13 protein-coding genes and 1 pseudogene are annotated in these 18,827 nt (G+C 65.1%); 4 read left to right on the top strand and 10 right to left on the bottom strand.

The window, feature by feature from the left end:
• The first annotated feature begins 17 nt into the window (after window positions 1–17).
• Window positions 18–770, top strand: coding sequence for a molybdopterin-dependent oxidoreductase (locus tag AB4061_RS03365; RefSeq protein WP_441630918.1), 753 nt, complete (start codon window positions 18–20; stop codon window positions 768–770).
• A gap of 245 nt (window positions 771–1,015) precedes the next feature.
• Window positions 1,016–1,318: a hypothetical protein gene (locus tag AB4061_RS03360; protein ID WP_441630860.1), complete on the top strand. Its 303-nt coding sequence runs from the start codon at window positions 1,016–1,018 to the stop codon at window positions 1,316–1,318.
• A gap of 235 nt (window positions 1,319–1,553) precedes the next feature.
• Here AB4061_RS03360 and AB4061_RS03355 read toward each other — a convergent pair whose 3' ends face one another.
• From AB4061_RS03355 to AB4061_RS03345, 3 genes are read right to left on the bottom strand one after another with little or no spacing between them, the layout of a single operon-like run.
• A complete protein-coding gene (locus tag AB4061_RS03355) occupies window positions 1,554–2,549 on the bottom strand; it encodes a hypothetical protein (protein ID WP_441630858.1) in 996 nt (331 codons plus the stop codon).
• Entirely contained in the window at window positions 2,504–4,483 is a 1,980-nt protein-coding gene (locus AB4061_RS03350; RefSeq protein ID WP_441630856.1) for a zinc-dependent metalloprotease family protein, read from the bottom strand. Before AB4061_RS03350 ends, AB4061_RS03355 begins: the two co-directional genes overlap by 46 nt.
• An 8-nt stretch (window positions 4,484–4,491) precedes the next feature.
• Window positions 4,492–5,121 (bottom strand): DUF2345 domain-containing protein, encoded by a 630-nt coding sequence (locus tag AB4061_RS03345; RefSeq protein WP_441630854.1) that lies wholly within the window; start codon window positions 5,119–5,121, stop codon window positions 4,492–4,494.
• A gap of 615 nt (window positions 5,122–5,736) precedes the next feature.
• Here AB4061_RS03345 and AB4061_RS03340 point away from each other — a divergent pair.
• Both AB4061_RS03340 and AB4061_RS03335 read left to right on the top strand, forming a co-directional pair.
• Window positions 5,737–6,063: a hypothetical protein gene (locus AB4061_RS03340; protein ID WP_441630852.1), complete on the top strand. Its 327-nt coding sequence runs from the start codon at window positions 5,737–5,739 to the stop codon at window positions 6,061–6,063.
• A 198-nt stretch (window positions 6,064–6,261) separates the two neighbouring features.
• A pseudogene (locus AB4061_RS03335) lies at window positions 6,262–6,858 on the top strand (IS4 family transposase); the annotation flags it as partial.
• A 35-nt stretch (window positions 6,859–6,893) separates the two neighbouring features.
• Here AB4061_RS03335 and AB4061_RS03330 read toward each other — a convergent pair.
• The 7 genes from AB4061_RS03330 to AB4061_RS03300 form a co-directional block, all read right to left on the bottom strand.
• On the bottom strand, window positions 6,894–7,163 hold the full coding sequence (locus AB4061_RS03330) for a CopG family ribbon-helix-helix protein (RefSeq protein ID WP_441630850.1): 270 nt from the start codon (window positions 7,161–7,163) through the stop codon (window positions 6,894–6,896).
• A gap of 201 nt (window positions 7,164–7,364) precedes the next feature.
• Window positions 7,365–11,411, bottom strand: coding sequence for a phosphoribosylformylglycinamidine synthase (gene purL, locus AB4061_RS03325; protein WP_441630848.1), 4,047 nt, complete (start codon window positions 11,409–11,411; stop codon window positions 7,365–7,367).
• A 406-nt stretch (window positions 11,412–11,817) separates the two neighbouring features.
• On the bottom strand, window positions 11,818–13,746 hold the full coding sequence (locus AB4061_RS03320; RefSeq protein ID WP_441630846.1) for an alkyl/aryl-sulfatase: 1,929 nt from the start codon (window positions 13,744–13,746) through the stop codon (window positions 11,818–11,820).
• A gap of 259 nt (window positions 13,747–14,005) precedes the next feature.
• Window positions 14,006–14,464: a (2Fe-2S)-binding protein gene (locus AB4061_RS03315; RefSeq protein ID WP_441630844.1), complete on the bottom strand. Its 459-nt coding sequence runs from the start codon at window positions 14,462–14,464 to the stop codon at window positions 14,006–14,008.
• A gap of 16 nt (window positions 14,465–14,480) precedes the next feature.
• Complete coding sequence (locus AB4061_RS03310; protein ID WP_441630842.1) at window positions 14,481–16,757, bottom strand: molybdopterin cofactor-binding domain-containing protein; 2,277 nt, start codon at window positions 16,755–16,757, stop codon at window positions 14,481–14,483.
• Window positions 16,757–16,909, bottom strand: coding sequence for a hypothetical protein (locus AB4061_RS03305; RefSeq protein ID WP_441630841.1), 153 nt, complete (start codon window positions 16,907–16,909; stop codon window positions 16,757–16,759). Before AB4061_RS03305 ends, AB4061_RS03310 begins: the two co-directional genes overlap by 1 nt.
• Window positions 16,910–16,937: 28 nt before the next feature.
• Entirely contained in the window at window positions 16,938–18,821 is a 1,884-nt protein-coding gene (locus tag AB4061_RS03300) for a GMC family oxidoreductase (RefSeq protein ID WP_441630839.1), read from the bottom strand.
• Window positions 18,822–18,827 lie beyond the last annotated feature (6 nt).

Genomic DNA, 18,827 nt, shown 5'->3' with positions numbered 1-18,827 from the left:
ATGGCAAGCGGATCGGCATGCCGGCTTCGGAGCCGCCATGCGCGACTGATTTCAAGCCCCAGCTCGTGCAGCTCCAGCGGCGCCTGCTATTGCGCTCCTCGCTGTCGCTAGGCGCGCTGTCCATGCTGGCGGGCTGCACCTTGCAGGATGGCGACGCCGTGGACAAGGTGCTGTGGTCAATGTCGCGCTGGAACGATCGCGTTCAGGCCTGGCTGTTCAACCGCAACCGGCTCGCGCCCACCTACGCGCGCAGCCAGATCACGCAGCCCTTCCCGTTCAACGCCTTCTATCCTGAGTACGACGTGCCGGAGGTCGATGCTGCCGGCTACCGCCTCGAAGTCTCCGGGCTGGTCGCCGACAAGCGCACGTGGAGCCTGGCGCAACTGCGCGCGCTGCCGCAGGCGGGGCAGATCACGCGGCATATCTGCATCGAAGGCTGGAGCGCGATCGGCGAATGGCGCGGCGTTGCGCTGCGCACCTTCCTGGAACGCATCGGCGCGGACACCACCGCCCGCTATATCGGCTTCAAATGCGCGGACCGCTATTACTCCAGCCTCGACATGGAAACCGCGCTGCACCCGCAGACCATGCTGGCGCTGGATTTTGGCAGCGAGCCGCTGCCCGCCCGGTATGGCTACCCGCTCAAGCTGCGGGTGCCGACCAAGCTCGGCTTCAAGAACCCCAAGCATATCGCCGCGCTCTTCGTGACCAACGAGAATCCGGGCGGCTATTGGGAAGACCAGGGGTATAACGGGTTCAGCGGGCTGTAGGACAAGAAAGCACCGCCGCCGGCAAGTGACGAACTCTGGGTGATGCACTGTATGCCGGGCACCAAACACGGTGTGTGGTGTGCGCGCTGCCGCACCCGCAAAGCGCGCGGAGCATTCCCACCGCCGCCACACATGGGTAATATCAAGGCCATGCGCGCTGCCGCCACCCGGCCGGCACGCAGCCTGGATAGCGCAAGCCCGCCTGATCTCCCGCCGCGGGCACCGGCACGCGAACGAGGGAGACCATGGCTTCAGTGGCATCAGCGGCATCAGGCAGCAGCCCCTACCGGCAACTCTGGCACCTCACATCCGAAGGATGGGGCTACTGCGCGCTCGGCACCTTCAGCCACGATGGCCTGCCCCCGGAATGGCGTGCCGTGCTGCCCATGCTGCCGCTGCGCGACCGCTACTCGCCCGTGAAAGCCGCCCGCATGGTGCTGGTCACCATGCAGATCCGCGGCGCGGCGCCGGCATCGGCCACGCAATCGGATCCGCAGCGGCCGTTGTATTACGTTTATCAGGCCTGGAGTACACGGCGGGTGGCTTGAGGCAAGTCGTCTTAGCGATCCTCTCGGGTGTGCCACACCCGCAGCACGTAGATTGTCGAATCCCGACTGGTCCACTTAAGGTATAGCCGCCATGCATCTGCTCCGCGGCCACCAGGGCCGTATTGCAAAGCCCCCAGCCGAGCCGCCACCGATCATGGACTCGACCACGTACATGTTCAGGTGTCCCGCCTTGCGATTCAGCCCGGTCACCGCGAAGCCTTGACCGTCATCCTGCTTACACTCCGTCCGTGACCGGATAGGGTTCATCGGTCACCGTGTAGCCCAGGTCGCGCAGCTTTTGCTTGACCAGTTCGCGCTGCTCCTTGGAGTAAGTCACGTTATCCTCGATCTTGAACGGCACGTCCATTTTCAGCGTCTTGACGATGATGTTCAGCGCGTAGTCGCGGGCGCGTAGATAGCGCAGTTCTTCGGGTGTCATGGCCGATTCGCTGCCATCCGCGTTGTAGCGGCGCAATCCGATATCCTTGATTTCCATCGGGTCGTTCAGCACGGGAATCAGCGCCGGCACAAATTTCGGCGTGCGCCATGCGCGGAACTGATAGAAGATCATGAGCGGGTCCATTTTCCCGTCACGGTCACCCGCACTCAGCGCACGCGTCATCAGTTCCATACTGCCGGGGTCGTCCAGCAGCGCGAGGCCGAAGACCGCGCCGACCCGCACTCCATAGTCCTTTGCTCCCACATAAGGCTTCAGGTCGGCGACGCGCTGCTCCGCTGATACGGGGATCTGCGCCATGGTGAGCAGGAGATCCTTGTCGTCTTCTCTTGCTGGTGGTCGCAACTGCCCCTTCAGAATTGGGTAAACCTCGGCACGGGGGTTTTCGATCAAGCCAACCACGCTTGCCTGACCACCCCCTTTACTAAAGCCCTGCGCCAATAGCGTCGCCGATTCGAGCGTGGGAACCTTCCGCAGAAAGCCATAGGCAATTCTCATCGCGGTACTGCTTGTCCTCGGATCGCTCACAATGGCTTGGACTTCCGGCACGATGGCGTTCTGCTGCTGACGGACGTAGGCATGGACGTCATCCCAATCATCCCACCGATTTTGGCTGATATGTTGGTTCATCAATTGTGCGAGGCGAGGCATATTCGGTAGCTCCGGAATGGCGAGATCTTGCGCAGCCCATGTTTGTGGCAATGCAATGGTGCTGCCAAGCAACAGGCTCAGGCAAAGACGCCTTGCCCAGCGTTGTCGGACGGTGGTGCCCATGCTGTTTTCTTCTCCGTTGACGATTCATGTTTATTGAGCAGAGCAATCCCGCGCGCCGTGACAATTTCGGAATATCTCGACGAGGACACGATTTTCGGTACCGTCTTGCAGCACAGCATCTTGCCGCCGACATACCAGCCATTGCCAACGTCGTATTGCCTGCCGCGTTGCCGGGTATTGGCGTCCAGCGGATCGGTGCCGTTCAACCCGGTATAGACGTACATCAGCATCCGACGGGACCAGAAGTCCTCCAGGTTGTGATGCTCGTCCTTTCCGTCAATCTGGACGTGAACATCGTCCCCCTTGGGGTTATGCGTCGCAGGATGCCAGAGGCCAAGGAAGTGCCCGATCTCGTGGGCAAAGGTCTGGACAAGCTGATCTTGCGTGGACGGTTGACTGCCATGCATCTGCTCGGCGGCCACCAACGCGGTGTTGCACAGCCCCCAGCCGATGCCGCCACCGATCATGGACTCGACCACATACATGTTCAGGTGTTCCGCCTTGCGATTCAGCTCGGTCACCACCGGAAATTCGTTGATAGGGGCCTTGACCGTCATCGCCCCTGCCTGCGTCAGATCGATGGTGTCATTCAGCCATTGTGTGACTTGGAAGCGAACCCCCGCCGCACGCCAGATATCGTTGATCTTGTCGAAGATTGGTTCAAGCTTTGGACGCTGCAGGGACGGAGGAACCCGTGGAATCTCTGGCTTACCGGCTTGTCCAATGGATACGAAATGCACTGCCACGGCTACCTCAATGGGCTCGTAGACCTGCACAGCCAAGGTGTGCAGTAGCGGCCCACTGGCACCGCCATAACGCACTTCAATTGCGGCCGTCGTTCCTTTCGCTTTGTCGCGCTGACCAGCGATTCCCGTCAACTCGATCAGGTCACCCGTCACTTGACTGATCTTGACCGTGCTTTCATCCGTGCTGACGAAGCTCAGCGGCACGCTTGCCCCGACATGCAGTCGCAGCAGCAACAGGTCAACTCTCTGTCCAGCCATCAGGCTCACGATTGGCCCGTCATGCTCCAGGTAGCCGCGCTCGTCCAGTTCGGGCCTGCCCGAGTGAAAGGTGGTCGATTCGTTGTACCGCACGAAACGCACCGGCACGAAGCGGTGGCCATCGTAGATTTCGCGTGCCAACGGCTTCGGCGACGGCCCCGGCTTGGCAGGCGCCGCTACGCCTTTGCCTTTCGGTTGTGGCGGGGGCGGCACGGTGCACGGCTCCATGGTGCCTGGCGGCGCACTGCCGCCGCCCGCGGCCAGCTTTGCGATGAAGCCGGGATGAAACTGCTTGACGTTCGAGCCAGCGAGGTCGCGGTGGAAACCATACGCCTGCGACGGATCGACCTTGTTACCGGCGAGTTCGTGTCGCTCAATCTCACCGTTGGGTTCAAAGCCGCTGTCCACCTGAAAGCGCAGGATGGCATCCTCGATCTCGATGTGGTCCAGCTTGTCATCGGGTGTCTGCAACACGGCAACTTGGCCGGGACGTACGGGCCAGTAGGGCTTGTCGTAGTAGCCCAGCACCATCAGGCGGCGCTTGGCGCCCTGAACACCCATTTGCGTCGTGCCATTGGTTTTCTCGTCGTCGCTGTAGTCACGCGCGGTCAATTGGATTTGGGTACCAAGGATCTCCAGCTCGCCGGTCAGGCCCGGTTGCAGGCCCGGCAGCGGAATCTGACCGTTGGCCTCGGTCGTGCCCTCTGCGTCTGGTTGCCCTGGGATGCGCAGCTTGTAGCGCAGGCCAGCCAACCCGCGCTCGGCCTCAGTGCGGGAGATACCCGGAAACAGTTGGAAATAGATACGTAATGGGCGCAGCGGTAAAACCACCTTGCACACCGCGCCGCCCGGCTTGAGGGTCAGCTCGGGGTTGGGGTTGGGGGGTGCCGCAGGGGTCTTCTGCTGAGAACGTGCGGGATGTGTTGCCATGGGTGTTCTTACAGGATTTCGATTTTCACGGTTTCGCCAAACTCGGCCAGCTTGGGCGCGGTCTCGCCCTCGGCATTGGTCACGCCTTCGATGAGGCTGCCATCGGCGCGCGTAATGCGGTAGGGCTGGTACGGTGCAATGTGGTCATTGCCATCCCAATGCAGCTTGTAGAAGCCTTCGTAACCCTTGCCGAACCTCGGCATCGGCACGCTGGCAGTCTTCGGGCCGGTCAATTGCTTGCTGCCCGCGTGAACCGTCCATGCGCCACTGGTGCCGCTCTCGATGCCGCTGGGCGTCATGCGGTAGTAAGTGCCTCCAACGTTGAACACAATCTCCTTGGCGGCGGTGACTTCGATCCTGCCTTCGGTGCTGGTGACCTTCAGGGTGTTGCGCGCCACGACGTCCATTTCGTTGTCTTGCGCCTGCACCGCGACTTTGCCCTTGCGGGCGATCAGCTTCACGTCTTCGGTATGGCCGCACAGCGAGACTCCTTTGGCCGCGCTGCCGACAATGCTGTGACCCGCAGAGATAGACAAATGCTTGCCGGTGGTCAGCGCCGCATGGTCGCCGCTGTGCACGTGTATGGTCTTCGGTACCCATGCAAGTAAGCTCCGTGATGTCAGGCGCCCTCGGAGCATTCCTGACGCAACGCGAAAAAACCCCGGCCACCTTACGTGACTTGGGCTCCCGAAAAAAATCCGCTACTCCGATGAATTTAGCTTCACAAACCTATCGACTTGGAAACGGGGTGTCTATGAGACTATTCCGGAATTGAATCCAGAACGCTCCGCTCCAGGTGAAGTTGCATGATCCGCAAGGCCATGAGGCTTGAACCTGATGTACCTTGCGCCAGTGCTGGCGCACCGATCCGCAAGTGATTTTCACAAATACCAGGACGGTATCCTGCAGCGAGAAACGCTATGCCGCAATCGGACAAGTATGAAATTCGATGAGAAGTTTGGCGATGAGGGTGGCTATGAAACGATCAGAAAAGCGGCTACCGTTCGGTTCATTCAGCACACTGTGGGTACTCCGGCGCGAGCAGGCATGCTGCACCATCGAGGATGTGGAAGCGTTCTAACTTCCTACGGGACACCCTGCCACCCTCCTCCGCAACCGCCCCATCGCCGCCCACACCGCCAAAACCGAAGGCGCCTGTGCACCCGCCGACATCGCGCATCGAAAGACGCTTCTGGCGTTTCGCGAATGGCTGAACGCGCCCGTCAAGATCCGCCTGTTGTGGAGTTCGATCCATGAAAATAGGCACCAAAATCAAAGCCGAACCTCGCAAAGCCGAACTTCGGCTCCGTTCGGCGATTCGGCTGGCGGCGCTCGCCGCCGCTGCTGTATTTCTTGTTCTCTATAGCTTGGATGTTAGAGACGGATCAACTGCGCACGAATGCCAGCGGGAGGATTCTGGCGACTACATCGGTGAAACCTGCTATTTGGCGCGTGAGTACGGCACTTTGTTTCGCCTTTATGCTGCGCGTAGCGATGAATTACTCGCAGAGCGCACGTACCTTGACCCCGACGCTCCGCGCCTACTTTGGTTTCACGATCATGTGCTGAGAATCGGGTAGACCTCGGCACGGGGGTTTTCGATCAGGCCGAATACGCTGTTGTCTCTACCGCCCTCTCCCAGCCCGTGCGCCAACAAAAGAGCTGATTCCAGCGTAGGCACCTTTCGCAGAAAGCTATAAGCAATGTCCCTCGTGGTGCTGCTTGTCTTTGGGTCATCCGCGATAGCGCGGACTTCCGGCACGATGGCATTCTGCTGCCAGAAGGCGCGCGAGGTTAAGCAGGAACTACGCGCACAACGTGTGAAGCTGCCGGGTCAGGCGGGCTCGGTTACATGTGTGGCGGCCCACGAGATCGGTGCGCCGGCGGGCGTCACACCTGTGGTGTGGCGACTGCTGACCAATCGCGAGGCGCAGAACACGGACGCCATTGTCGAGTTAATTGATTGGTATCGAGCCCGATGGGAGATCGAGATGTTCTTCCACGTCCTGAAGACTGGATGCAAGGTCGAGGCGCTGCAACTATCGCAAATGGAGCGTGTGGAGCGGGCCTTGGTGTTGTACATGGTTGTGGCATGGCGCATTGCCAGGCTGATGCGGTTGGGCAGAACCTGCCCTGAGTTGGACGCATCGCTGTTCTTCGACGCTGACGAGATACGAGGGGCATATGTGCTCGCGAAAAAGGCCCGTCCAAAGACACCGGTTACGCTCAATCAGATGATCCGCTTGGTCGCTTCTCTGGGCGGGTTCCTTGGGCGCAAGAGTGATGGCGAGCCCGGCGCCAAAACGATCTGGATCGGCCTCCAGCGAACAATGGATGCCGCGTTCATGATTCAGGCGCTGCGGGAGGACTCATGACTTCTGTATAACGGTCCACTTAAGGTCCATCAGCATCAGCGCGAGACCGGCGGGGGCGTGTCCGTGCCGAGACCATCGGCCCAAGCCTGAACGGCCTGATGATCGATCACGCGACCTGCGTCCACGTCAGCCAAAGCCTCACGTGTCAGCCGGCTGCGCTCTTCCTCCTGATCGATCCAGGCAGATAGGGCCTGCTTCATGATCCAGCCGCGCGAGCGCTCCAGGCGGGTCGCAAACTGATCGACCTTCTCGGCCAGTGGCAACGGCACATGAACGGTCAGCACCTTGGTTTCGGTCTGTGCCATATGTAGTCCTTCTCGATGCGGGTTGAATCACAGTGAATCATAGCGATTAAAGATGGCCCGTCCAAACCGAAGGCCTTGGTTGGGCATTTTTCAGCACTTATCTGAGGCAGCCAACCCGCTCAGTGAATCCCGCATCGACAAAAGGAAAAGCCCGCGCGAAGCGGGCTTTTCCTTTCTACAGCGCGAAGAACAGCAGGCCGTTCAACCCACCCACTTGCGCGCGTTGCGGAACATGCGCATCCACGGGCTGCCGCCGTCTTCCACCTGCTTCCAGGCGTCCGGCGCCCAGCTCATGGTGGCGGTGCGGAACACGCGCTCCGGGTGCGGCATCAGCACGGTGAAGCGGCCATCGGTGGTGGTCACCGAGGTAATGCCGTCCGGCGAGCCGTTCGGGTTCAGCGGGTAGGTTTGCGTCGGCGCGCCGTGGTTGTCCACGAAACGCAGCGCCACCTGGGCCTGGCTCTTGTCGCCTTGCTGCGAGAAGTCGGCGAAGCCTTCGCCGTGCGCCACCACGATGGGGATGCGGCTGCCTTCCATACCGGCGAAGAAGATCGACGGCGAGGATTGCACTTCCACGGTGACGTAGCGCGCTTCGTACTGTTCCGACTGGTTGCGGGTGAACTTGGGCCATGCGCCCGCGCCGGGGATGATCGGGGCGAGGTTGCTCATCATCTGGCAGCCGTTGCACACGCCCAGCGCGAAGGTGTCCTGGCGGTTGAAGAACGCCGCGAACTGCTCGGCCATCTGCGCGTTGAACAAGATGGTCTTGGCCCAGCCTTCGCCGGCACCCAGCACGTCGCCGTAGCTGAAGCCGCCGCAAGCGACGAAGCCGGAGAAGTCGGCCAGGTTGGCGCGCCCGGCGATCAGGTCGCTCATGTGGACGTCGTGCGTGTCGAAGCCGGCGCGGTCCATGCTGTACGCCATTTCGATCTGCGAGTTGACGCCCTGCTCGCGCAGGATCGCCACGCGCGGACGCGCGCCGGTGGCCACGAACGGTGCGGCGATGTCTTGCGCCGGATCGAAGGTCAGCACCGGCGAGATGCCCGGGTCCGCCGCGTCGAGCACGCGATCGTATTCGCTGTCGGCGCAAGCCGGGTTGTCGCGCAGGCGCGCGATGCGCCAGCTGACTTCGCTCCAGGTGCGCTGCAGCTCGCTGCGCGCGGCGCCGAATACCTTCTTGGCATCGCGGTAGATCTCGATCTGGTCGGTGGCATTGGGCTTGCCCACCACGTGGCTGCAGGCCGACAGGCCAACTTCGCGCAGCACGGCGAACACGGCGTCACGCTCTTCCTGGCGTACCTGGATCACCGCGCCGAGTTCTTCCGAGAACAGCGCGCGCAGGGTCTGCTCGTCGCGGCGGCCGGAGATTTGCTGCGCCCAGTTCTTGGCGTCGCCGAAGTCCTGTTCCTGCACGGGGTCCAGCGCCAGCATGTCGACGTTGAGCGACAGGCCGCAATGGCCGGCAAAGGCCATCTCGGCCAGCGCTGCCATGAAGCCACCGTCGGAACGGTCGTGGTAAGCCAGCAGCTTGCCGTCGCGGTTCAGGCGCTGGATCACGTTGAAGAAATTCTTCAGGTCTTCGGCGCTGTCCACGTCCGGCGTGGTGTCGCCAACCTGCTGCGTCACCTGCGCCAGGATGCTGCCGCCGAGACGGTTCTTGCCACGGCCGAGGTCGATGGCGATCAGCACGCTGTCGCCCGCATCGGTGCGCAGTTGCGGGGTCAGGGTGCGGTCGGTGTCATCCACGGCGGCAAACGCCGAGATGATCAGCGAGACCGGCGCGACCACTTCCTTGTCGACGCCGTCGTCCTGCCACTTGGTGCGCATGGACAGCGAATCCTTGCCCACCGGGATGCTGATGCCCAGCGCCGGGCACAGTTCCATGCCGACCGCGTGCACGGTGTCGTACAGCTTGGCGTCTTCGCCGTCCACGCCGCAGGCGGCCATCCAGTTGGCGGACAGCTTGACCTTGCCCAGGTCCTTGACCGGCGCGGCGGCCAGGTTGGTCAGCGCCTCGCCGATGGCCATGCGGCCCGAGGCGGGGGCGTTGATCACGGCCAGCGGCGTGCGCTCGCCCATGGTCATGGCTTCGCCGGCGCGGCCCTTGTAGTCGAGCGTGGTCACGGCCACGTCGGCCACCGGCACCTGCCAGGGGCCGACCATCTGGTCGCGCGCGTTCATGCCGCCAACCGTGCGGTCGCCGATGGTGATCAGGAACGACTTGCTGGCCACCGTCGGGTGGCGCAGCACGTCGCGCACGGCCTTGTCCAGCGCGATGCCGGTCACGTCCACCGGGGGCAGGCTTTGCTCGACGTGCTTGACGTCGCGGTGCATGCGCGGCGGCTTGCCCAGCAGCACGTCCATCGGCATGTTCACGGCATAGTGTTCCTTGAGCGCCGCGTCGACATGCGCGTCGACCAGTTGCAGCTGCTGCTCTTCGGTGGCGATGCCCACCACGGCAAACGGCGAACGCTCGCGCTGGCACATGGTCTGGAACAGCGGGAAGGACTCCGGCGCCACCGCCATCACATAGCGTTCCTGCGACTCGTTGCACCAGATCTCGGCCGGGCTCATGCCCGACTCTTCCAGGTGCACCTGGCGCAGGTCGAAGCGCGCGCCGCGGCCCGCGCCGTCCACCAGCTCGGGGAAGGCATTGGAGATGCCGCCCGCGCCCACGTCGTGGATCGACAGGATGGGATTGTCGTCGCCGAGCTGCCAGCAGGCGTTGATGACTTCCTGCGCGCGCCGCTCCATTTCCGGGTTGCCGCGCTGGACCGAATCGAAGTCCAGGTCGGCTGTATTGGTGCCGGTCGCCATCGAGCTGGCGGCGCTGCCGCCCATGCCGATGCGCATGCCCGGGCCGCCCAGCTGGATCAGCAGCGAGCCGGCCGGCAGCGCCTTCTTGTGCGTGTGGCCGGCGTCGATGTTGCCGATGCCGCCGGCGATCATGATCGGCTTGTGGTAGCCGCGCACGGTGCCGCCGACATTTTGCTCGTAGACGCGGAAGTAACCGCCCAGAATGGCACGGCCGAATTCATTGTTGAACGCGGCGCCGCCGAGCGGGCCTTCGGTCATGATTTGCAGCGGCGAGGCGATACGGTCCGGCTTGCCGGTCACGCTCACCTTGTCGTCCGGGTTGCGGTGCGCCACCGGCTGGGCGGCGTCGCGCGCGTTTTCCCAGCCTTCCACGGCGTCGGGCAGCATCAGGTTGGAGACCGTGAAGCCGGTCAGGCCAGCCTTGGGCTTGCCGCCACGGCCGGTGGCGCCTTCGTCGCGGATTTCACCGCCGGCGCCGGTGGAGGCCCCGGGGAACGGCGAGATGGCGGTCGGGTGGTTGTGCGTCTCCACCTTCATCAGCGTGTGGGTCAGCGCCTCATGGCGGCCGTACTTCTGCCCGGTGCCGCGCGGGAACCAGCGCTCGGCCACATCGCCTTCCATCACCGCGGAGTTGTCCGAGTACGCCACGATCGACCCTTGCGGGTTGAGCTGGTGGGTATTGCGGATCATGGCGAACAGGGATTTGTCCTGCTGCACGCCGTCGATGGTCCAGGTGGCGTTGAAGATCTTGTGGCGGCAGTGCTCGCTGTTGGCCTGCGCGAACATCATCAGCTCGACGTCGGTCGGGTTGCGTTCCAGCTTGGCGTAGGCGTCGACCAGGTAGTCGATCTCGTCTTCCGACAGGGCCAGGCCCATTTCGGTATTGGCTTGCGCCAGCGCGGCGCGGCCACCGGAGATGTCGATGAAGCGCAGCGGCTTGGCCGGCAGTTCCTGGAACAGGCCGGCGGCGTCTTCACGCGAAGCCACCACGCTTTCGGTCATGCGGTCGAACAGGTGGGCGGCCACCGCGGCGCGCGTGCCGGCATCCAGCGTCTTGCGCCCGCGCAGCAGGCCCTTCTTGCAGATCACTGTGATCTCGATGCCGCGCTCGATGCGGTGCACATGCTCGAAGCCGCAGTTATGCGCGATGTCGGTCGCCTTGCTGGCCCACGGCGAGATGGTGCCGAAGCGCGGAATCACCACAAAGCGATCACCGTCGGTTTGTGCCTCGAACGGCGCGCCATAGGTCAACAGCGCGCCGATGCGGGCGCTGTCGTCTTGCGACAGCGGCACGTCGGTGTCGACAAAATGCAGGAACTGGCCGTGCACCGACTCGATGTCGGCGTCGATCTGCTTGAGGGCGGTGAGCAGGCGTTGCTGGCGAAAGGCGGAAAGCGCCAATGCACCGGGGAAGCACGAGAAATGCGCCATGGTCTGAGCGGTCGGGAGGGCAGGAGGTAGGGGCTGCTACCGGCCGGCGCCGCTGGTTGGGGCGCCGTGCTGGCGGGAAACCAGGATTATACCTTGTCGAGGGGGGTTTCCCGCGTTGCAGCAGAGGTGGCTTGACGGACAAAGGCGGCAGCGGCCCGGACAAGCTCCGCAGCCATCACGCGGGCCAGGCGACATCCGGGCTAATTGCGCCTGGAAAATCACATGATCCTCCCCCACCCCAATCCACCCTGCTACCCGCTACTGCCCGCTGCCGCCCCATCCCAGCCCACGCCACCGCGTTGCCATCCAGCGCGTGCTGTGGCTCCAGCGCCACCGTGGCCTTGCCGTGACCTTGCACCGCCAGCCGGAACGGCTGCGACTCGCCGACGGCGAGGCCGTGGCCGGCTCAGCGGTCCGGCCAGGGCGCCGCGTCCACCACCGGGAAGCTGCCGCTGAACTGGTCCAGCAAGCCCATGAAGCGCGGCAGCAGCGACACATCGCCGCGCAGCGTGAGCCGGCCTTGCGCCACAGCCTCGGCCGCCGTCCAGCGCCGGGCCAGGACGGCGTCGAGCGTGTCGCGGCGGGTCACGATGACCACGTCCGCCGTGTCCGCCACATCAGCCGCGTCCACCAGCAGGCTGCTCAGCGCGCAGTTGGACAGCGTGCTCAGCCAATGCTCGCCGCTGTCGGTGAACTGCCAGCCGATCTGGCACGCCATGCCCTGCGCGCGCTGACCGTGGATGCGCACCGCCAGCGCGTCGAACAACAGCTCGTTGCTCATCGCGCCCATCAGCGCGTTGGCCGGCGGCCCCTGCGGATTGGCCTGCGGTGGCCCTTCGCGATACTCGCGCGCGGCCAGCAGGTAGGCATTGCGCCACGTCGCCGACTCGGCCTGGAAGCCCATCTGCTCCAGCGCGCGGGCCGCCAGCTCGCGCGCCTCGGCATGCGCGGGATGCGCGTAGACCGCATGCTTGAGCACCTCGGCCACCCAGCGGAACTCGCCGCGCTCGTAATCGGCGCGGGCCTTGGCCATCACGGCGTCGATGCCACCCATGTATTCCAGGTGCTTGCGCGCGGCGGCCACCGGCGGCAGCGCATGCAGGTTGGCCGGGTGCGCGTCGTACCAGCTCAGGTAGTGCTGCACGATCGCCTTGACGTTGTGCGACACGGTGCCGTAATAGCCGCGTGTGTGCCAGCGCCTGGCCAGCGCCTCCGGCAGTTGCAGCCCTTCGGCGATCTCGCCGGCTTTCAGGCCATGGCTCATCAGCCGCACGGTCTGGTCGTGCAGCACGCGGTACAGGTCGCGCTGCTCGGACAGGAAGCGCCGGGCGCGCTCCGCGCCCCAGGTCGGCCAGTGGTGCTGGGCCAGCACCACCTCGGTACGCGGGCCGTAGCGGCGCAGCGCGCGGTGCAGGTACTTGGACCACGCCAGCGCGTCGCGCACCTTGGCGCCCCGCAGCGGGCACAGGTTGTGCAGATTGTGGGTAGCGTTCTCGGCCAGGTTGAGCGCGCCCTCGGACGGGATGAAGAGGTGCATCTCGGAGGGCGCCTCGGTCTCAGGCGTGAGCTGGAACTCGATCTCCACCCCGTCGATCACGTGGATCTCGTGCTCGGCCTCGATCGACCGCGTTGGCGCGATCAGCGTGGAGCGGCCCATTGGCAGCGTCTTGCCCAGGCCAGCATCCACCTGCGCCGCCGGCCCCTTGGCCAGCGTATGGCCAAACTGGAACTGCGCGCGGCGCGCCATGGCCACGCCGCCGATCACGTTCTCGGCGATGGCGTGGTGCATGAAGCCGGAGGGCGCGATCACCTGGACCCGCCCGGCGCGCACGTCGGCCTCTTCCACCAGCCCCGCCACGCCGCCAAAGTGGTCGGCGTGGCTGTGGCTGTAGATCACGGTGTGCAGCGTGCGGTTGCCGCGATGCGCCCGGTACAGCGCGAGCGCCGCCGCGGCGGTCTCCGGGCAGGTCAGCGCGTCCAGCGCGATCACGCCGGTGTCGCTTTCGATAAAGGTGATATTGGCGATATCGAACCCGCGCACCTGGAAGATGCGCGGCGTGACCTGGAACAGGCCGTGGATGCGGTTCAGGCGCGCCTGCCGCCACAGGCTGGGGTTGACGGTATCCGGCGCCTCGGCGGCGTCCAGGAAGCCGTAGGCCTCCAGGTTCCACACGCCGTGGCCGTTGGCGCGCGCCACCTTGGCATTGGGGATGGTGCCGACAAAGCCGCGCTGCGCGTCTTCCCAGTCCTGCTCGTCGTGCTCGGGCAGCTCGCGCGCCAGCAGGCGATGAAAGTCAGCCGTGGCCGCGTGGGCACAGCTTGCGTTGTCCGGCATGGGGTCTCCTTGGTGGCGCGTGGACGATGTTCAGGTAAGCCAACAACGCCGGGACCGGTCAGCACAGTGTGAATCGGCACGCTGTGCAATGGATGATCGAACGCAACCCGCTTGTTAGCCGCGGCGGCGCGGCCAGCGCAAAGGGCGGCTTCGCCTCGATGGGCATGGCGCGAAAAACCTGAACAGGAATTCGGGTTTCATTCTTTGTCGCGCCCTGCGTTCACGTTATCGGTAAAAACCCTCGCCAGGCGGGGCTGCCTCAGGTGCGTGACTGCCCGGCGGCCTGGTGGATGGCAGCGCGGATCCGCGGGTAGGTGCCGCAGCGGCAGACAATGTGCTCCATCGCTTTATCGATGTCGGCATCGCTGGGTTTTGGGATGCTTCTCAGGAGCGCGCTGGCGGTCATGAGCTGCGCGCTCTGGCAGTAGCCGCACTGCACCACGTCCAGATCGAGCCAGGCGGCCTTCAGGGCTTGCGCCTGCGCGCCGCGCAAGCCTTCGATGGTCACGATCCGGATATTGGCCAGCGTGGAGACCGGGCTCATGCAGGCGACCTGCGGCGTGCCGTTCAACTGCACCGTGCAGGCCCGGCAAACGCCGATACCGCAGCCATATTTGGTGCCGGTCAACCCCAGCTCGCACCGCAATACCCACAGCAGCGGGGTATCCGGATCGGACTGCACGGACACCGTCTTACCGTTGATGTTCAGGGGCAGCATGGCTTTCTCCCGGGACTCAGGCCAGTTTCAAGGGCAACGCGCGCAGGCGCTGTCCCGTCAGCGCAAACAGGGCATTGGCCACCGCCGGCGCAATGGGCGGCGTGCCCGGCTCACCCACACCCTGGGGATGGCCCTGGCTTGGCAGGATGTGGGTTTCGATTGCCGGGCAGTTGTTCATGAAGATGACGGGGAAATCGCCAAACGTTTTCTGCTGCACCTGGCCATCGGCGATCGTGATCTCCTCGAACAGCGCGGCCGACAAGCCGAAGATGATCGCGCCTTCCATCTGCTGGCGGATCAGGTTCGGGTTCACGGGCATCCCGCAATCGATCGCGCAGACCACCCGGTGCACACGCACGGTCTTGTCCGGCGCCACGGACACCTCCGCCACCTGCGCGACGATGCTGCCGTATGCCTCGTGCAGCGCCACCCCGCGTGCGCGCGCGGCGCCGTCTGCCGTCTTCCCTAGCGGCTTTCCCCAGCCGGCCTTGTCCGCGGCCATGTGCAACACGGCCAGATGGCGCGGATGCTTGACCAGCAGGCCGGCACGAAAGGCAACGGGATCCTTGCCGGCGGCCGCCGCCAGTTCGTCGATAAAGCTCTCGGTGAAAAATGCCTGGTGCGAGTGGCCAACCGAGCGCCAGAAGCCCACCGGCACAGGCAGGTCGACAATCACGTGCCCGACGCGCGCGTTCGGCCATTCGTAGGGCCGGTCGAACGCGCCTTCCGTCGTGGTCTTGTCGATGCCCAGGCCGGGCAGGCCAAGCAAGCGCGCCAGCATGGCCGGCACGATCGCCTGGCTGGCCGACGTGTTGTGCCAGGCCACCAGGTTGCCCGCGCCATCGAGCCCGGCCTTGAAGCGCGAGAGGCAGGCAGGCCGGTAGAAGTCGTGCGTGGTGTCCTGGACGCGCGACCAGATCGTCTGCACCGGCCGCCCACCGCCCGCGCGCGCGATTGCCACGGCCTGGGAGATGAAATCCACCTCCAGCCGCCGCCCGAACGCGCCACCGATCAGTTGCGGCTGCACATCGACCTTGTCGGCATCGATGCCGAGCACCTTCGAGGCCGCCCGGCGCGCCAGGCCAGGCAACTGCGTCGAGACCCAGACCCTGGCCGCGCCGTCGCGCACCTGCACCGTGCAGTTGATGGGCTCCAACGCCCCATGCGCGAGGTAGGGCGCGCTGTACTCGGCGCTGACTGGCCTGGCGGCGGACTTCAATGCCGCCTCGACATCGCCGTGCCGGTAATAGGCGTGGCCGTCGGAGGCATCCAGCGCCTGCGCGAGACGGCGGCTCACCTCCGGGCTGGACAGCGCGGCGGCGGGGCCAGGGTTCCACACGATCTTGACCGCATCCAGCGCCTTCATGGCCCGGTACGCGTTGTCGGCGATCACCGCCACCCCGCCGGTGCCGCCGTTGTAGGCATCGACCGCGAGCACCTTGACGATGCCCGGCATCGCGGCGGCATCCGCGCCGTCGAAGCTCGCCACCGTGCCGCCCAGCGTCGGGCACATCGTCACGCTGGCGTACAGCAGGCCCTCGGGCAGCACGTCGATGCCAAAACGCGCCGTGCCATCGATCTTGGACGCGGCCTCGATGCGGCGTGTGTCCTTGCCGATCAGCTTGAATTCGGATGGCGTCTTCAGCGCCACCTTTGCCGGCAGCGGGAGCTTCCCGGCTTGGGCCGCCAGTTCACCGAAGGTGGCTGTCTTCCCGGAGGGATGGAGTACCTTGCCGTCCTGCGCGCGGCACTCGCCCGCTGGCACGTTCCAGCGCGCGGCTGCCGCGCCAATCAACATCGCGCGGGCGGATGCGCCGGCCTCGCGCATCGGGTCCCACAGGTCATTGAGGCTCGACGAGCCGCCTGTCACCATCTCGCCGATCTCGCGCATGAGCTTGGCGGTCAGCCAGGCTGCCAGATGCCTGGCCACGCCGTCGTCGTCCGCGCGGAACGGGAGATCCTCGACGACGACTTCCAGGTTGTTGTAGATCTTGTCCACTGGCGCGTGCTCGACCTTGACGTGCGCCCAACTGGCATCCAGCTCGTCGGCCAGCACCATGGCCAGGCCGGTGTGCACGCCCTGCCCCATCTCGGAGCGGCACATCATGATGGTGACGGTGTTGTCGGCTGCTATCTTGACCCAGCCATTGAGCCCCACCTGCGTGCCAACCGCCGGCAATGGCTGCGATGTGGCCAGCCGCTGCCGTGGCGGCAGCACCGACCAGCCGATCAGCAACGCGCCCGCTGCCCCGAAGCCACCGATGCCACCGACCAGGAACGTTCTGCGTTTCATCAGAACGCGAGGCAGAAATCGATCAGGCGATGCGAGATGATCGCGGTGCCGGTGGCCTCGCCATCCGCAATGTCGCCCCCCGGGCTGGCGCGAAACAGATCGTCAAGCTGGTCCTGGCTCGTTTCCAGCAGCGTGCGCACGTCGTATGCCATATCCGCACCTCCAATGTGGGTCGCCTGCCTATAGCGCCGCTGTCGCCGCTGCCGCCGCTGCCGCCTTCGCCGTGGCCTTCGCTTCGCGCAAGAGCACATCGGCCGCCTTCTCGGCAATCATGTAGACCGCGCTGGCCAGGAAAAAGCCAGGAATCCTCGGGAAGACGGACGCATCGACAACCCGCAGCCCGCGCGTGCCATGCACGGAAAAATCGCTGCCCAGCACGCCGCCCGCCTCGCGCGCGCCGATGGCGCAACTGCACGAAGCGTGATGCCCCCAGGCGTTGTCGCGCACATAGCCGGCCAGCTCATCGTCGCTGCGCAGGTGCGCGCCAGGAAGCTGCTCCTGCGCGATCACGCCGCGCTCGATCAGCGGCGCTGCCAGCTTGCGCACAAAGCGGATGGCGTCGATCACCGCGCGCAGATCCTCGTCCGCCCCCGCCCCGCCTTCTTCGAAATAGTGGAAATTGATCAAGGGCGGTTCGAGCGGATTCGCGGAGCGCAGCCGCACCGTGCCCGCGCGGTTGCGCGTGTGCGCCTTGAGAATGGCCCAGGTGAGTGCATCGTCGCTCTGGGCGAAGAGTTTGGAGTAACCCGGGAAATAGCCGGTGAAATGCTCGACCAGCGCCATGCAGAACACATCCGGCACGGGCGCGGATTTGCGCGAGCGCCGTGCCACCGCGATCGCCACGCCGTTGGAAGTGTAGACCCCATGCCGGCCGTCGCGCCAGCTGCAATAGGCCGGATCATCCTTCTGGAAGCGGGCGCCATCGAGGATGCGCCACGGCTGCGCCATCCGGCTTACCACGCCCACCTCATAGCGATCCTGGAGATTGCGCCCGACACCCGGCAAGTCCACGTTCACGGCAATGCCGTGCGCGCGAAGGTGCTCGGCCGGGCCAATGCCCGACAGCATCAGCAGTTGCGGCGTATTGAACGCGCCGCCCGCCAGGATCACCGCACGGCGCGCGTGCACTGCATGGCGCACGCCGGGCGCCGTGCTTGGCGAGACATGGGCCCGGTAGAGTTGCTTGCCTTTCAGGTATTCGACACCGGTCGCCGTGCCGTGCGCGTCCAGCAGCACGCGCGTGGCCAGCGCGTCCATCTCGATATGCAAGCACGACGGCAGGCGGGCTGCCACGTCGAGCACCCGTTCGCGCGCGCCGTTGCGGGCATGCCCGCGCGTGGAAAGCGGCGTGTAGCAAACGCCGTTGAAACATCGCCCCCCCCAGATCCTGGCGTTCGGATCGCCCTGCCAGCGCAAGAAGCTCAGGACCGCGTGCAGGCGCCGCGGCACGCTGCGCGCCGCCAGTTCCATGGAGCCCAGGATCAGGCGCGTGAGCGCATTGTCGGTCAGCGCTTCCAGCGGGAACGCGCGCTCGGTGCTGAGCCATCCGTCCCAGCCGTGCGCCGTGGGATCGAAGCCAAGGCGGCGCGCGAGCGCCCACAGCGGACGGTGCCGGCATTGCTCCAGCGTCTTGGCGTACCGGCGCATGCGGGCGGCTTTCCACGAGTGGTCGCCGGTCAGCTCGGCAATGCCGTCCCAGTCCGAGTCGTGCGGGTAGAGGAAGATCATCGCGTTGTGCGCGGTGCAGCCGCCCAGCGTCGCCGCCCGGGGATAGAGCACGCCTTCGCTGCCGTACTTCGGGTCCCTGCGCTGCTGTGCGTCGTCCGCGTAGTGGCGCACAAAGAAATTCCAGCTCATCGCCGGATTCTCGGAGGCGCAGGCGTGAAACGCCGGCACCTCGTAATCCTCCGGCATGCAAGCCGTGCCAGGCTCGCGCGCATCGTTGCCGGCCTCGAGCAGGAATACGCGCATGCCCGCCTCCGCCAGCCGCGCGGCGAGCGTGCCGCCCCCCGCGCCGGAACCGACGATCACGTAATCCCATGCTTGTTCGCCTGGAGCAGACATATCCCC

Source organism: Cupriavidus sp. YAF13 (assembly GCF_052113425.1).
Lineage (GTDB): Bacteria > Pseudomonadota > Gammaproteobacteria > Burkholderiales > Burkholderiaceae > Cupriavidus.
This window is presented reverse-complemented; position numbering and strand designations above follow the sequence as displayed.

Excerpts from the sequence above, each read along its gene's own strand:
- AB4061_RS03365 (WP_441630918.1), top strand. The coding sequence starts at position 18 with ATGCCGGCTTCGGAGCCGCCATGCGCGACTGATTTCAAGCCCCAGCTC.
- AB4061_RS03360 (WP_441630860.1), top strand. The coding sequence starts at position 1,016 with ATGGCTTCAGTGGCATCAGCGGCATCAGGCAGCAGCCCCTACCGGCAA.
- AB4061_RS03355 (WP_441630858.1), bottom strand. The coding sequence starts at position 2,549 with ATGGGCACCACCGTCCGACAACGCTGGGCAAGGCGTCTTTGCCTGAGC.
- AB4061_RS03350 (WP_441630856.1), bottom strand. The coding sequence starts at position 4,483 with ATGGCAACACATCCCGCACGTTCTCAGCAGAAGACCCCTGCGGCACCC.
- AB4061_RS03345 (WP_441630854.1), bottom strand. The coding sequence starts at position 5,121 with ATGCTCCGAGGGCGCCTGACATCACGGAGCTTACTTGCATGGGTACCG.
- AB4061_RS03340 (WP_441630852.1), top strand. The coding sequence starts at position 5,737 with ATGAAAATAGGCACCAAAATCAAAGCCGAACCTCGCAAAGCCGAACTT.
- AB4061_RS03330 (WP_441630850.1), bottom strand. The coding sequence starts at position 7,163 with ATGGCACAGACCGAAACCAAGGTGCTGACCGTTCATGTGCCGTTGCCA.
- purL (WP_441630848.1), bottom strand. The coding sequence starts at position 11,411 with ATGGCGCATTTCTCGTGCTTCCCCGGTGCATTGGCGCTTTCCGCCTTT.
- AB4061_RS03320 (WP_441630846.1), bottom strand. The coding sequence starts at position 13,746 with ATGCCGGACAACGCAAGCTGTGCCCACGCGGCCACGGCTGACTTTCAT.
- AB4061_RS03315 (WP_441630844.1), bottom strand. The coding sequence starts at position 14,464 with ATGCTGCCCCTGAACATCAACGGTAAGACGGTGTCCGTGCAGTCCGAT.
- AB4061_RS03310 (WP_441630842.1), bottom strand. The coding sequence starts at position 16,757 with ATGAAACGCAGAACGTTCCTGGTCGGTGGCATCGGTGGCTTCGGGGCA.
- AB4061_RS03305 (WP_441630841.1), bottom strand. The coding sequence starts at position 16,909 with ATGGCATACGACGTGCGCACGCTGCTGGAAACGAGCCAGGACCAGCTT.
- AB4061_RS03300 (WP_441630839.1), bottom strand. The coding sequence starts at position 18,821 with ATGTCTGCTCCAGGCGAACAAGCATGGGATTACGTGATCGTCGGTTCC.